At 58.4% G+C, this 13579-nt stretch carries 11 protein-coding genes; 9 read left to right on the top strand and 2 right to left on the bottom strand.

Annotated features, from left to right (window positions below):
* Nucleotides 1-58 precede the first annotated feature (58 nt).
* Entirely contained in the window at nucleotides 59-1732 is a 1674-nt protein-coding gene (gene recN / locus JQF37_RS04810) for a DNA repair protein RecN (protein ID WP_130203901.1), read from the bottom strand.
* Nucleotides 1733-1973: 241 nt separating this feature from the next.
* Here recN and grpE point away from each other — a divergent pair, with 241 nt between their 5' ends.
* The 8 genes from grpE to JQF37_RS04770 all read left to right on the top strand — a co-directional run bounded on the left by grpE (nucleotide 1974) and on the right by JQF37_RS04770 (nucleotide 12452).
* Entirely contained in the window at nucleotides 1974-2540 is a 567-nt protein-coding gene (gene grpE / locus JQF37_RS04805) for a nucleotide exchange factor GrpE (protein ID WP_047537475.1), read from the top strand.
* Between the two features lie 102 nt (nucleotides 2541-2642).
* Nucleotides 2643-4559 carry a molecular chaperone DnaK gene (gene dnaK / locus JQF37_RS04800; protein ID WP_130203902.1) on the top strand — a complete coding sequence of 639 codons (1917 nt, stop codon included), beginning with the start codon at nucleotides 2643-2645 and terminating at the stop codon, nucleotides 4557-4559.
* A gap of 298 nt (nucleotides 4560-4857) precedes the next feature.
* The gene (gene dnaJ / locus JQF37_RS04795; protein WP_090315903.1) at nucleotides 4858-5982 is read left to right on the top strand and encodes a molecular chaperone DnaJ; all 1125 of its coding nucleotides are present in this window, start codon (nucleotides 4858-4860) and stop codon (nucleotides 5980-5982) included.
* Between the two features lie 9 nt (nucleotides 5983-5991).
* A complete protein-coding gene (dapB, locus tag JQF37_RS04790; RefSeq protein WP_204149546.1) occupies nucleotides 5992-6798 on the top strand; it encodes a 4-hydroxy-tetrahydrodipicolinate reductase in 807 nt (268 codons plus the stop codon).
* Between the two features lie 259 nt (nucleotides 6799-7057).
* Nucleotides 7058-8194, top strand: a complete 1137-nt coding sequence (gene carA, locus JQF37_RS04785; protein WP_103404035.1) for a glutamine-hydrolyzing carbamoyl-phosphate synthase small subunit — start codon at nucleotides 7058-7060, stop codon at nucleotides 8192-8194.
* A 118-nt stretch (nucleotides 8195-8312) separates the two neighbouring features.
* Nucleotides 8313-11534, top strand: a complete 3222-nt coding sequence (carB, locus tag JQF37_RS04780) for a carbamoyl-phosphate synthase large subunit (protein WP_130203903.1) — start codon at nucleotides 8313-8315, stop codon at nucleotides 11532-11534.
* Nucleotides 11535-11536: 2 nt separating this feature from the next.
* On the top strand, nucleotides 11537-12013 hold the full coding sequence (greA, locus tag JQF37_RS04775; RefSeq protein WP_130204036.1) for a transcription elongation factor GreA: 477 nt from the start codon (nucleotides 11537-11539) through the stop codon (nucleotides 12011-12013).
* 34 nt (nucleotides 12014-12047) lie between these two features.
* Nucleotides 12048-12452 (top strand): MFS transporter, encoded by a 405-nt coding sequence (locus JQF37_RS04770; protein WP_130203904.1) that lies wholly within the window; start codon nucleotides 12048-12050, stop codon nucleotides 12450-12452.
* Nucleotides 12453-12461: 9 nt separating this feature from the next.
* Here the strand turns inward: JQF37_RS04770 and JQF37_RS04765 are convergent, their stop codons facing one another.
* Nucleotides 12462-12770, bottom strand: a complete 309-nt coding sequence (locus tag JQF37_RS04765; RefSeq protein ID WP_007942889.1) for a YhbY family RNA-binding protein — start codon at nucleotides 12768-12770, stop codon at nucleotides 12462-12464.
* Between the two features lie 101 nt (nucleotides 12771-12871).
* Here JQF37_RS04765 and rlmE point away from each other — a divergent pair, with 101 nt between their 5' ends.
* A complete protein-coding gene (gene rlmE / locus JQF37_RS04760; RefSeq protein WP_033058124.1) occupies nucleotides 12872-13501 on the top strand; it encodes a 23S rRNA (uridine(2552)-2'-O)-methyltransferase RlmE in 630 nt (209 codons plus the stop codon).
* Nucleotides 13502-13579 lie beyond the last annotated feature (78 nt).

Genomic DNA, 13579 nt, shown 5'->3' with positions numbered 1-13579 from the left:
GAGATTCGTGAAACGAACGAAGGCGACCCCAGGGTCGCCTTCGTGCTTTCGGCCGAACTTAAATCTTCGCGGTGACGACCATTTTCCTGGCGTGAGCCAGGGATTCCTTGGTGAGGTCGATGCCTCCCAGCATCCGTGCGACTTCTTCGACACGATCATTTTTGCTCAGTCTGGAGACGGCAGTGTGGGTGGCGTCGTCGCCGCGCACTTTGTGCACAAACAGATGTTGATGACCTTGTGCGGCTACTTGTGGCAAGTGGGTAACGGTCAGAACCTGCCCTCGTTCCCCCAGGCGACGTAGTAGCTGGCCGACGATTTCGGCGGTTGGGCCGCCGATGCCCACGTCCACTTCGTCGAATACAAGGGTCGGTACACGGGACGTTTGTGCGGTGATCACCTGAATGGCCAGACTGATACGCGACAGCTCGCCGCCTGAAGCGACTTTCGCCAAGGCTTTCAGTGGCTGGCCGGGGTTGGCGCTCACCAGCAGTTCTACCTGTTCCAGGCCGTTGGGCAAGAGCTCGTCACTGCTGTTAGGGCGTAGCTCGATAGTGAAGCGTCCACCGGGCATGCCCAGTCGCTGAATTTCCTGCTCCACGGCACTGGCCAGACTGCTCGAGGCCTGGTGGCGCAGCTCGCTGAGTTCCCGGGCTTTTTCCCGGTAGTGACGCGCATAGGCGGCCAACTCATCGCTCAGTCGCTCGATGGATTCGTCGTTGGCATTCAGGGTTTCAATCTCATCCAGCAGCTTCTGTTGCATCTCGGCGACTTCGGTCGGTTGGATGCGGTGTTTGCGCGCCAGGGTATAGATCGAATCAAGTCGCTCCTCGAGATATTGAAGGCGTGATGGGTCGGCATCGAAATTGTCGAGGAAGCGATTCAGTTCGCCCATGGCTTCTTCAACCTGGATTTGCGCGCTGGTCAGCAGGCTGCTGGCTTCGCCCAGGGCGCCGATCGAGTTGTTCACGCTCGACAAGCGGTTGAGGCTGGCGGTCAGGGCGTTCAGGACATTGCCTGAATCACTCTCGCTGCATTGCTCGACGACTTGTCGGCAGATGCCCAGCAAGGTTTCGGCGTTAGTCAGGTTCTTGTGTTCCTGTTCCAGCTGCTCCAGCTCATTGTCGCCCAGGCCCAGGTTTTCAAGCTCTTCGAGTTGATAACTGAGCAATTGATGGCGGGCTCGCTGCTCGTCGCCCGAGTTGGAGAGGCGCTCCAGTTCCTGGCGGGTCTGGCGCCAGCGTTGGGCGGCCAGTTGAGCCTGGCGGGCGAGGTCCGTTGCGCCGGCGTATTCGTCGAGCAGGCGGCGGTGAGTGTCGGTCTTGAGCAGGGATTGGTGTTCGTGCTGGCTGTGGATGTCGATCAGCAGCTCACCCAAAGCCTTGAGATCGCCCAGGGGGCAGGGCGTGCCATTGATGTAGCCGCGCGAACGACCTTCGGCGGTGATCACCCGGCGCAGGATGCACGGGCCGTCATTTTCCAGGTCGCGCTCGGCGAGCCAGATGCGGGCTTCGGGAATGTCACACAGGTCGAAGGTGGCGAGGATATCGGCCTTGTCGGCGCCGGGGCGGACCACGCCACTGTCGGCGCGATCGCCCAGGGTCAGGCCCAGCGCGTCGAGCATGATCGACTTGCCGGCGCCGGTTTCCCCTGTGATCACGCTCATCCCGCGATCGAGTTCGAGATCGAGATGTTCGACGATGGCGTAGTTATGTACTGACAGGTGCACCAGCATAAAGGCCGCTCCCAGGCGTTAGGTCTGGTTATTTATACAGTGTTTTGTTTCGGACTGACAATGCCCCTCATTAGCTCGATTTGCTTGATCCGACGAAATCCTTAGTGCGCCCCGGAATGGTAATGCAGGTGTTTTTTGTAGGGTTAATGCAAGGAGACCCCTTGAAGCTGGATTTTGCGGCCCCATATAGCTGGGCAGAAGCGTGAGTTGAGCTCACGGACGATATTGAAAGGAGAATTCTATGGCTGACGAACAGGCAGTGGATACGCAAAATCTGGACGCCGATCAGGCCTCCCAAGCCTCGGGTGATGACTTGGCGGCTCGTGTAAAAGTGCTCGAAGAGCAACTGGCAGGTGCGCAGGATCAGGCTTTGCGTGTGGCCGCCGATCTGCAGAACGTCCGCCGTCGCGCCGAGCAGGATGTAGAAAAGGCTCACAAATTCGCGCTGGAAAAATTTGCCGGCGATCTGCTGCCGATCATCGACAGCCTGGAGCGTGGCCTGGAATTGTCCAGCCCGGATGACGAAAGCATCCGTCCGATGCGCGAAGGTATCGAGCTCACACTGAAAATGTTCCAGGACACCCTGAAGCGTTATCAGTTGGAAGCGATCGACCCGCACGGCGAACCGTTCAATGCCGTTCTTCATCAGGCAATGGCAATGCAGGAAAGCGCCGACCTCGAGCCGAACAGCGTGCTCAAGGTGTTCCAGAAGGGCTACCAGCTCAACGGACGCCTGCTGCGCCCGGCGATGGTCGTGGTCAGCAAGGCTCCGGCACCTGTTTCGCCTTCGATTGACGAGCAGGCTTGAAATTAGCCGCAAGGCCCCCATTTAGAAGTCAAGCGTTTAATTACTACCGCAGTTATCCATCACTGCTGCGGCAACCAAATCCAAAGTTTCGGGAGAGTGAACATGGGCAAAATCATCGGTATCGACCTGGGGACTACCAACTCCTGCGTCTCCGTACTTGAAAACGGCGTAGCCAAAGTTATCGAAAACGCCGAAGGCGCGCGTACCACGCCGTCGATCATCGCTTACGCCAACGATGGCGAGATCCTGGTTGGCCAGTCGGCCAAGCGTCAGGCAGTGACCAACCCGCACAACACCCTGTATGCGGTGAAGCGTCTGATCGGTCGCAAGTTCGACGAAGAAGTCGTACAGAAAGACATCAAGATGGTCCCGTACAAAATCGCCAAGGCTGACAACGGCGACGCCTGGGTTGAAGTGAACGGCCAGAAAATGGCTCCGCCACAAATCTCGGCTGAAATTCTGAAGAAGATGAAGAAGACCGCCGAAGACTACCTCGGCGAGTCAGTGACTGAAGCGGTGATCACCGTTCCGGCCTACTTCAACGACAGCCAGCGTCAAGCCACCAAAGACGCCGGTCGCATTGCTGGTCTGGACGTAAAACGTATCATCAACGAACCAACCGCAGCTGCGCTGGCTTACGGCATGGACAAGGCCAAGGGCGATCACACCGTGATCGTTTACGACCTGGGTGGCGGTACTTTCGACGTTTCCGTGATCGAAATCGCTGAAGTCGATGGCGAGCACCAGTTCGAAGTGTTGGCCACCAACGGTGACACCTTCCTGGGCGGTGAAGATTTCGACATTCGCCTGATCGACTACCTCGTCGACGAGTTCAAGAAAGAAAGCGGCATGAACCTCAAGGGTGACCCGCTGGCGATGCAGCGCCTGAAAGAAGCTGCTGAAAAAGCCAAGATCGAGCTGTCTTCCGCTCAGTCGACCGACGTGAACCTGCCGTACATCACTGCAGACGCCACCGGTCCTAAGCACCTGAACGTGAAAATCTCGCGCGCCAAGCTGGAAGCGCTGGTTGAAGACCTGGTTCAACGCACCATCGAACCTTGCCGCATCGCTCTGAAAGACTCCGGTATCGACGTTGGCGCAATCAACGACGTGATCCTGGTCGGCGGTCAGACCCGTATGCCACTGGTGCAGAAGCTGGTGACCGAGTTCTTCGGTAAAGAAGCTCGTAAAGACGTTAACCCGGACGAAGCGGTTGCCATGGGTGCTGCTATCCAGGGCGCGGTACTGGCCGGTGACGTGAAAGACGTTCTGCTGCTCGACGTCAGCCCGCTGACCCTGGGTATCGAAACCATGGGTGGCGTGATGACTGCGCTGATCGAGAAAAACACCACGATTCCTACCAAGAAATCGCAAGTGTTCTCGACAGCCGACGACAACCAGGGCGCCGTGACCATTCACGTGCTGCAAGGTGAGCGTAAGCAAGCGGCGCAGAACAAGTCCCTGGGCAAGTTCGACCTGGCCGAGATTCCGCCAGCACCACGTGGCGTGCCACAAATCGAAGTGACCTTCGACATCGACGCCAACGGCATCCTGCATGTGGGCGCGAAAGACAAGGCCACTGGCAAGACTCAGTCGATCGTGATCAAGGCCAACTCCGGTCTGTCCGATGAAGAGATCGAGCGCATGGTGCGTGATGCCGAGGCCAACGCCGAGGAAGATCGCAAGTTCGAAGAGCTGGCCGCTGCCCGTAACCAGGGTGATGCACTGGTTCACTCGACTCGCAAAATGGTTGCCGACGCTGGCGACAAGGTGAGCGCTGAAGAGAAGGCTGCGATCGAGGCTGCTGTCGTTGCTTTGGAAGCCGCTGTTAAAGGTGACGACAAAGCTGCGATCGAAGCCAAGGTTGAAGAGCTGTCCAAGGTCTCCGCGCCAGTGGCTCAGAAGATGTACGCCGAACAGGCTCAACCCGCTGAAGGCGCTGCACAGCACGCTGAATCGGCTGAAAAAGCTGACGACGTCGTCGACGCTGAGTTCGAAGAAGTCAAAGACCACAAGTAAGTTGTTGGTCGGCCGGTTGGCTGCCTTGGGGCGGTGACTGGTAGGATGTCGCCGCGCGGGAGCTTGCTCCCGCGTTGGCGTGTCTGGAGCAAGCGAATTTTTACAGCATGCGACAACGTTCGAGTGCTGATGGTATGGCCGGGAATGCTCCTGCTTTCCGAGCCGCAAGTACCGCATCGAATCAAAGACCAGGATCGTTGAATTGACGTGAGTTGGGTCCGGGCCTGTATTGGGGCTCAACGAGTTTGGCGAGGCTCAGGAGAGGTTTGTCGAACGTCCTCAAGAGTGCAAAAGACTTATGGCAAAGCGTGACTATTACGAAGTATTGGGTGTTGAACGAGGCTCAAGCGAGGCAGACCTGAAAAAGGCCTACCGCCGCCTGGCGATGAAGCACCACCCGGACCGTAATCCCGATGACAAAGCGTCGGAAGAGAAATTCAAAGAGGCCAACGAGGCCTACGAAGTGCTGTCCGATTCCAGCAAGCGTGCGGCCTACGATCAGTATGGTCATGCGGGTGTTGACCCGAGCATGGGTGGCGGTGGTGCCGGTTTTGGCGGTCAGAACTTCTCCGATATCTTTGGTGATGTCTTCAGTGACTTCTTCGGTGGCGGTCGCGGTGGTTCCCGTGGCGGCGCCCAGCGCGGCAGTGACCTGCGTTACACGCTGGAGCTGGACCTGGAAGAAGCGGTGCGCGGCACGACTGTGAATATCCGCGTTCCAACGCTGGTTAACTGCAAGCCGTGCGATGGCTCGGGCGCCAAGAAAGGCTCCTCTCCGGTGACCTGCCCGACCTGTGGCGGTATCGGTCAGGTGCGCATGCAGCAAGGTTTCTTCTCGGTGCAGCAGACCTGCCCGCGGTGCCATGGCCAGGGCAAGATTATTTCCGATCCGTGTGATTCCTGCCACGGCGAAGGTCGCGTCGAAGAGTACAAGACCCTGTCGGTAAAAGTGCCTGCCGGTGTTGATACCGGTGACCGCATTCGTCTGTCTGGCGAAGGCGAGGCGGGTGCGCAGGGCGGTCCGACCGGTGACCTGTATGTCGTGATCAATGTGCGCGAACACGCGATCTTCCAGCGTGACGGCAAGCATCTGTTCTGCGAAGTACCGATCAGCTTCGTCGATGCCGCGTTGGGTGGTGAGCTGGAGATTCCGACCCTTGATGGTCGGGTCAAGCTGAAAATTCCTGAAGGGACTCAGACCGGCAAGCAATTCCGTGTTCGTGGCAAGGGCGTTGCGCCTGTGCGTGGCGGCGGTGCCGGTGACTTGATGTGCCGCGTGGCGGTCGAGACCCCGGTTAACCTGAGCCGTCGTCAGCGCGAAATGCTCGAGGAGTTCCGTAGCTCGCTGGCGGATGACAACAGTCACTCGCCGAAAACCACTGGCTGGTTCGAAGGCGTGAAGCGCTTCTTCGGCGATCTGTAAGGAGTCGTCATGCGACGTATAGCTGTGATGGGCGCTGCCGGGCGCATGGGCAAGATTCTGGTCGAGGCGGTGCAGCAGCGCGCGCCGCTCACCGGTCTGACCGCGGCCATCGTTCGCCCCGGCAGTACGCTGATTGGCGTGGATGCCGGTGAGCTGGCTTCGCTGGGGCGTATCGGGGTGCCGTTGTCCGGTAACCTGGATGCGGTAGCGGATGAGTTCGACGTATTGATCGACTTCACCCTGCCGGAAGTCATGCTGAAAAACCTGGCGTTCTGCCGCAAGGCGGGAAAAGCCATGGTGATCGGTACGACGGGGTTGGATGCTGAGCAAAAGCAGTTGCTGGCCGAGGCCGGTAAAGACATCCCGATCGTGTTCGCTGCGAACTTCAGCGTGGGTGTGAACCTGTCGCTGAAGTTGCTGGATATGGCGGCTCGCGTATTGGGCGATGAGGCGGATATCGAAATCATCGAGGCTCACCACCGGCACAAGATCGACGCGCCTTCAGGCACGGCGTTGCGCATGGGTGAGGTCATTGCCAGTGCTCTTGATCGCGACCTGCAGAAGGTTGCCGTCTATGGTCGCGAGGGCCACACCGGTGCGCGCGAGCGCGAGACCATCGGTTTTGCCACTGTTCGTGGTGGTGATGTGGTGGGTGATCATACCGTGCTGTTTGCCTGTGAAGGAGAGCGCCTGGAGATCACTCACAAGGCGTCCAGTCGCATGACCTTCGCCAAGGGTGCGGTGCGTGCTGCATTGTGGCTGGAGGGTCGTGAGCCTGGTCTTTACGACATGCAAGACGTGCTCGATCTGCGTTAAAATGCTGTTTAAACCGGGCTTGAGTCATGTGCTTGAGTCCGGTTTTACACCGCCAAGCGACGTCCTGTCGCATTCTCTGGCCTTTCGGGCTCATTGGCGGTAGACCAAAAATGCCTTTTTCTGTAAGCTATAGCTTTAGTGTGTCCACTAAAAGCGCGCAGAATAATTCAGTGAAGAAGCGGGGTGACGTGTCCATACGTCACTCCGCTTTTTTACAACCTGCGATCGCCCTTTCAGGCTTTATTTACGGGAGGTCTTCTTGACTAAGCCAGCCATACTCGCCCTTGCTGATGGCAGCATTTTTCGCGGCGAAGCCATTGGAGCCGACGGTCAAACCGTTGGTGAGGTGGTGTTCAACACCGCAATGACCGGCTATCAGGAAATCCTTACCGATCCTTCCTACGCCCAACAGATCGTTACCCTGACTTACCCGCACATCGGCAACACCGGCACCACGCCGGAAGACGCCGAGTCCAACCGCGTTTGGTCCGCTGGCCTGGTCATCCGTGACCTGCCACTGGTTGCGAGCAACTGGCGTAGCACCATGCCTCTGTCCGACTACCTGAAAGCCAACAACGTTGTGGCAATCGCCGGTATCGACACTCGTCGCCTGACCCGCATCCTGCGTGAAAAAGGCGCACAGAACGGCTGCATCATGGCCGGTGACAACATTTCCGAAGAGGCCGCCATCGCCGCCGCCCGGGGCTTCCCAGGCCTGAAAGGCATGGACCTGGCGAAAGTCGTCAGCACCACAGAGAATTACGAGTGGCGTTCGACTGTCTGGGACCTGAAAACCGACAGCCATGCCACCATCGAAGCCTCCGAGCTGCCGTATCACGTGGTCGCCTACGACTACGGCGTCAAGTTGAACATCCTGCGCATGTTGGTCGAGCGCGGCTGCCGAGTCACTGTGGTGCCGGCCCAAACGCCAGCGGCTGACGTGCTCGCTCTGAAGCCGGACGGCGTATTCCTGTCCAACGGCCCTGGCGATCCGGAGCCTTGCGACTATGCGATCCAGGCGATCAAGGATGTGCTGGAAACCGAGATTCCGGTGTTCGGCATCTGCCTTGGTCACCAGTTGCTGGCCCTGGCCTCCGGCGCCAAGACCCTGAAAATGGGTCATGGTCACCACGGTGCCAACCACCCGGTCCAGGATCTGGACACCGGCGTGGTGATGATTACCAGCCAGAACCACGGTTTTGCCGTAGACGAAGCCACCCTGCCGGCCAACGTTCGTGCGACCCACAAATCGCTGTTCGACGGCACCCTGCAAGGGATCGAGCGTACCGACAAGAGCGCCTTCAGCTTCCAGGGTCACCCTGAAGCCAGCCCTGGCCCGAACGACGTAGCGCCTTTGTTTGATCGCTTCATCAACGAGATGGCCAAGCGACGCTGATCGCTCGCCCTGATGTTGCAAAGCTTGAGGGTGGTCCCGATACCGGCGGCCCCCTCAAGTCTTCAGAGATTGAACAAGACGGCTTGCCGACTGACCTGCGGATTTGAGTGACAAACCCATGCCAAAACGTACAGACATTAAAAGCATCCTGATTCTCGGCGCTGGCCCGATCGTGATCGGCCAGGCCTGCGAATTCGACTACTCCGGCGCCCAGGCCTGCAAGGCCCTGCGCGAAGAGGGTTACCGCGTCATCCTGGTGAACTCCAACCCGGCCACCATCATGACTGACCCGGCCATGGCCGACGCTACCTACATCGAACCGATCAAGTGGCAGACCGTTGCCAAGATCATCGAGAAAGAGCGTCCGGACGCGCTGCTGCCAACCATGGGCGGCCAGACCGCCCTGAACTGCGCCCTGGACCTGGAGCGCGAAGGCGTTCTGGAGAAGTTCGGCGTTGAGATGATCGGTGCCAACGCCGACACCATCGACAAGGCTGAAGACCGCTCGCGTTTCGACAAGGCCATGAAATCTATCGGCCTGGCGTGCCCACGCTCCGGTATCGCTCACAGCATGGAAGAGGCCAACGCGGTCCTCGAGAAGCTTGGCTTCCCGTGCATCATTCGTCCGTCCTTCACCATGGGCGGCACCGGCGGCGGTATCGCTTACAACCGTGAAGAATTCGAAGAAATCTGCGCCCGTGGTCTGGACCTGTCGCCGACCAAAGAGCTGCTGATCGACGAATCCCTGATCGGCTGGAAAGAATACGAAATGGAGGTTGTCCGCGATAAGAAGGACAACTGCATCATCGTCTGCTCCATCGAAAACTTCGACCCGATGGGCGTGCACACCGGTGACTCGATCACCGTGGCGCCTGCACAGACCCTGACCGACAAGGAATACCAGATCCTGCGTAACGCCTCCCTGGCGGTACTGCGCGAGATCGGCGTTGAAACAGGTGGTTCGAACGTTCAGTTCGGCATCTGCCCGAACACTGGCCGCATGGTCGTGATCGAGATGAACCCGCGTGTATCGCGTTCCTCGGCGCTGGCGTCGAAAGCCACTGGTTTCCCGATCGCCAAGGTCGCGGCCAAACTGGCTGTGGGCTACACCCTCGACGAGCTGTCGAACGACATCACTGGCGGCAAGACCCCGGCGTCCTTCGAACCGTCCATCGACTACGTCGTCACCAAGCTGCCACGCTTCGCCTTCGAGAAGTTCTCCAAGGCTGACGCGCGCCTGACCACTCAAATGAAGTCGGTCGGTGAAGTGATGGCCATCGGCCGTACCTTCCAGGAATCCCTGCAGAAAGCACTGCGCGGCCTGGAAGTCGGTGTTTGCGGTCTGGACGAGAAAGTCGACCTGGCCAACCCGGAAAGCATGAGCGTGCTCAAGCGCGAGCTGACCGTGCCGGGCGCCGAGCGTATCTGGTACGTGGCGGACGCCATGCGCGCCGGCATGAGTGTTGAAGACATCTTCGGCATGACCATGATCGACCCTTGGTTCCTGGTGCAGATGGAAGACCTGATCAAGGAAGAAGAGAAGGTCAAGACCCTGGGCCTGACCAGCATCGACCGCGACCTGATGTTCCGCCTCAAGCGCAAAGGCTTCTCCGATCAGCGTCTGGCCAAGCTGCTGGGTGTGACCGAGAAGAGCCTGCGTGCCCATCGCCACAAGCTTGAAGTGTTCCCGGTCTACAAGCGCGTCGACACCTGCGCCGCCGAGTTCGCTACCGACACTGCTTATCTGTACTCGACGTACGAAGAAGAGTGCGAAGCCGCGCCATCGGGTCGCGACAAGATCATGATCCTGGGTGGTGGTCCGAACCGTATCGGCCAGGGCATCGAGTTCGACTACTGCTGCGTACACGCGGCGCTGGCTCTGCGCGATGACGGGTACGAGACCATCATGGTCAACTGCAACCCGGAAACCGTTTCTACCGACTACGACACTTCCGATCGCCTGTACTTCGAACCAGTGACCCTGGAAGACGTGCTGGAAATCGTCCGCGTCGAGAAGCCGAAAGGCGTGATCGTCCAGTACGGCGGCCAGACCCCGCTGAAGCTGGCACGTGCCCTCGAAGCCGCAGGCGTGCCGATCATCGGCACCAGCCCTGATGCCATCGACCGTGCCGAAGACCGTGAGCGCTTCCAGCAAATGGTTCAGCGCCTGAACCTGCGTCAGCCGCCAAACGCTACCGTGCGCAGCGAAGACGAAGCGATCCGTGCAGCTGCCAAGATCGGCTACCCGCTGGTGGTGCGCCCGTCCTACGTACTGGGCGGTCGTGCGATGGAAATCGTTTACGAAGAAGAAGAGCTCAAGCGCTACCTGCGTGAAGCGGTTCAAGTGTCCAACGACAGCCCGGTGCTGCTGGATCACTTCCTCAACTGCGCCATCGAAATGGACGTTGATGCTGTCTGTGACGGCAAAGACGTGGTGATCGGCGCAATCATGCAGCACATCGAGCAGGCTGGCGTTCACTCCGGTGACTCCGCATGTTCGCTGCCGCCGTACTCGCTGCCTGCGCATATCCAGGACGAGATGCGCGAACAGGTCAAGAAAATGGCCCTGGAGCTGGGTGTGGTCGGCCTGATGAACGTACAGTTGGCGCTGCAGGGCGACGACATCTACGTGATTGAAGTCAACCCGCGTGCTTCGCGTACCGTTCCTTTCGTATCCAAGTGCATCGGTGTTTCCCTGGCCATGATCGCGGCCCGCGTCATGGCCGGTAAAACCCTGAAGGAAATCGGTTTCACCAAGGAAATCATTCCTAACTTCTACAGCGTGAAAGAGGCGGTGTTCCCATTCGCCAAGTTCCCTGGCGTTGACCCGATTCTCGGCCCTGAGATGAAGTCCACCGGTGAAGTGATGGGCGTGGGCGATACCTTCGGCGAAGCGTTTGCCAAAGCCCAGATGGGTGCCAGTGAAGTGCTGCCGACCGGCGGTACTGCGTTTATCAGTGTGCGCGACGACGACAAGCCACTGGTTGCAGGCGTGGCCCGTGATCTGATCAACTTGGGCTTCGAAGTGGTCGCTACCGCCGGTACTGCCAAGCTGATCGAAGCCGCAGGCCTGAAAGTGCGCCGCGTGAACAAGGTGACCGAGGGTCGTCCGCACGTGGTCGACATGATCAAGAATGACGAAGTCACCTTGATCATCAACACCACTGAAGGTCGTCAATCGATCGCTGACTCCTACTCCATTCGTCGCAACGCCCTGCAGCACAAGATTTACTGCACCACGACCATTGCTGCTGGCGAAGCGATCTGCGAAGCGCTGAAGTTCGGTCCCGAGAAGACCGTACGTCGCTTGCAGGATCTACACGCAGGATTGAAGGCATGAGCATAACGAAGTACCCCATGACCGTTCAGGGCGCTCGCGCCCTGGAAGAAGAACATGCTCACCTGACCAAGGTCGTTCGTCCGAAGCTCAGCCAGGACATCGGTACGGCCCGTGAGTTGGGTGACTTGAAGGAAAACGCCGAATACCACGCTGCTCGCGAGCAGCAGGGTATGGTTGAGGCGCGGATCCGTGACATCGAAGGCCGCATGCAAAACGCCGTGGTGATTGATGTCACGACCATTACCCACACCGGCAAGGTGATTTTCGGCACGACCGTGGAGATCGCTAACGTCGAGACGGATGAAAGCGTGACCTACCAGATCGTTGGTGAGGACGAGGCAGACATCAAGCTCGGCAAGATCTCCGTCGGTTCGCCCATCGCCCGCGCCTTGATCGCCAAGGAAGAGGGTGACGTGGTCGCGGTCAAAACGCCGAGCGGCGTTATCGAGTACGAGATTGTCGAAGTTCGCCACATCTGATAGTAAAAGCAGGCGCCTGCTTCGTGCGGGCGCAATGCTTTGGCAGCTGACTCAGATGTTGTGGGTTGGCGGCCTGTGGTTGTTGCACATCGGTCTGCTGCCGGTGCTGCGGCTGATTGGCCTGGCACCGCTGTTGATCGACGAAATTGCAGGCACCCTGAATGCACTGTTGGTGGGGTTTACCACAGTGTGTCTGGTTTTCCAGGCTTTGGTGCTGATTCAGGCCGAGGGTCGTGCCAGTCTATGGCGCGATATTCGTGGCCAGCTGTTGCTGGTGGGGTTGTGTGCCTGCGCGATGTACTTCGCGGTGCGTGTCGGGTGGCCCGATGCGGAGCGTTGGCAGGTGTTCAGCTATCTTGTTTTGGGCTTTTCCGGACTGGTGCTGGTCATGCAGCCGGTGCCTGGGTGGAGTGGCAGGGTGCGCGAAGCACACCCTTGACCCTTGCCGTCACTTGAAGCGATGGACGTTCGACAGCTGCTTGTTGACGCTGAAGTTCTTGCGGTAAATCAGTGCCATCTTGCCGATGACCTGAACCAGATCCGCCTTGCCGACCTTGCACAGTTCTGCAATGGATGCCAGGCGCGATTCGCGATCGAGGATGTTGAGCTTGATTTTGATCAGCTCGTGATCCGCCAAAGCGCGTTCAAGTTCGGCTAACACACCTTCAGTCAAACCGTTGTCAGCCACAATCAAAACCGGTTTCAGATGGTGGCCAATGGATTTGTACTGTTTCTTCTGCTCTTGAGTGAGCGGCATAATCTGACCCTTTCGTCTGGATTCTGTAAAATGGCGGCCATTTTACCCGAGGGTTCGTGGATCCGCCCAATTAATCACGACCCTTATCATCGAGGTGCCCAATGGCGCGTTCCAAGACAAGCCTTGGTTGGCTGAAAAGACATGTCAATGACCCCTATGTGAAGCAGGCGCAGAAGGATGGCTACCGCTCGCGTGCGAGTTACAAGCTTCTGGAGGTCCAGGAGAAATACAAGCTGATCCGTCCGGGCATGAGCGTTGTCGACCTGGGTGCGGCGCCCGGTGGCTGGTCGCAGGTCACTAGCCGGCTGATTGGGGGGCAGGGGCGTCTGATCGCCTCGGACATCCTGGAAATGGACAGCATTCCGGACGTGACTTTCATCCAGGGTGACTTTACTCAGGACGAAGTGCTCGCTCGTATCCTTGAAGCCGTGGGTAATTCGCAGGTGGACCTTGTGATTTCCGATATGGCCCCCAATATGAGTGGTACGCCTGCCGTAGATATGCCCAAAGCCATGTTTCTTTGCGAGCTGGCTCTTGATCTGGCTGCCCGGATACTCAAGCCGGGTGGTAATTTCGTGATCAAGGTTTTTCAGGGGGAAGGGTTTGATGCTTACGTAAAGGACGCTCGTCAGAAATTCGACAAGGTCCAGATGATCAAGCCGGACTCGTCCCGTGGCAGTTCCCGTGAGCAGTACATGCTGGCTTGGGGCTACCGCGGTCGGAGTGAATAAAGCGAGGTTTTTTTGCAGGGCAATAGGATTTTCGTATTTCGCCCTGTGAGAAATAACGAATATTGTGTAGGAAGAGTT

This window comes from Pseudomonas sp. MIL9, assembly GCF_016887925.1.
Classification (GTDB): domain Bacteria; phylum Pseudomonadota; class Gammaproteobacteria; order Pseudomonadales; family Pseudomonadaceae; genus Aquipseudomonas; species Aquipseudomonas mohnii.
Note: the sequence above shows the minus strand (reverse complement) of the source record. Positions and strands in the feature narration are given on the sequence as shown.

Bases quoted from the DNA above. Each gene is read 5' to 3' on its own strand.
- recN (WP_130203901.1), bottom strand. From the start codon at position 1,732: ATGCTGGTGCACCTGTCAGTACATAACTACGCCATCGTCGAACATCTC.
- grpE (WP_047537475.1), top strand. From the start codon at position 1,974: ATGGCTGACGAACAGGCAGTGGATACGCAAAATCTGGACGCCGATCAG.
- dnaK (WP_130203902.1), top strand. From the start codon at position 2,643: ATGGGCAAAATCATCGGTATCGACCTGGGGACTACCAACTCCTGCGTC.
- dnaJ (WP_090315903.1), top strand. From the start codon at position 4,858: ATGGCAAAGCGTGACTATTACGAAGTATTGGGTGTTGAACGAGGCTCA.
- dapB (WP_204149546.1), top strand. From the start codon at position 5,992: ATGCGACGTATAGCTGTGATGGGCGCTGCCGGGCGCATGGGCAAGATT.
- carB (WP_130203903.1), top strand. From the start codon at position 8,313: ATGCCAAAACGTACAGACATTAAAAGCATCCTGATTCTCGGCGCTGGC.
- JQF37_RS04770 (WP_130203904.1), top strand. From the start codon at position 12,048: ATGCTTTGGCAGCTGACTCAGATGTTGTGGGTTGGCGGCCTGTGGTTG.
- JQF37_RS04765 (WP_007942889.1), bottom strand. From the start codon at position 12,770: ATGCCGCTCACTCAAGAGCAGAAGAAACAGTACAAATCCATTGGCCAC.
- rlmE (WP_033058124.1), top strand. From the start codon at position 12,872: ATGGCGCGTTCCAAGACAAGCCTTGGTTGGCTGAAAAGACATGTCAAT.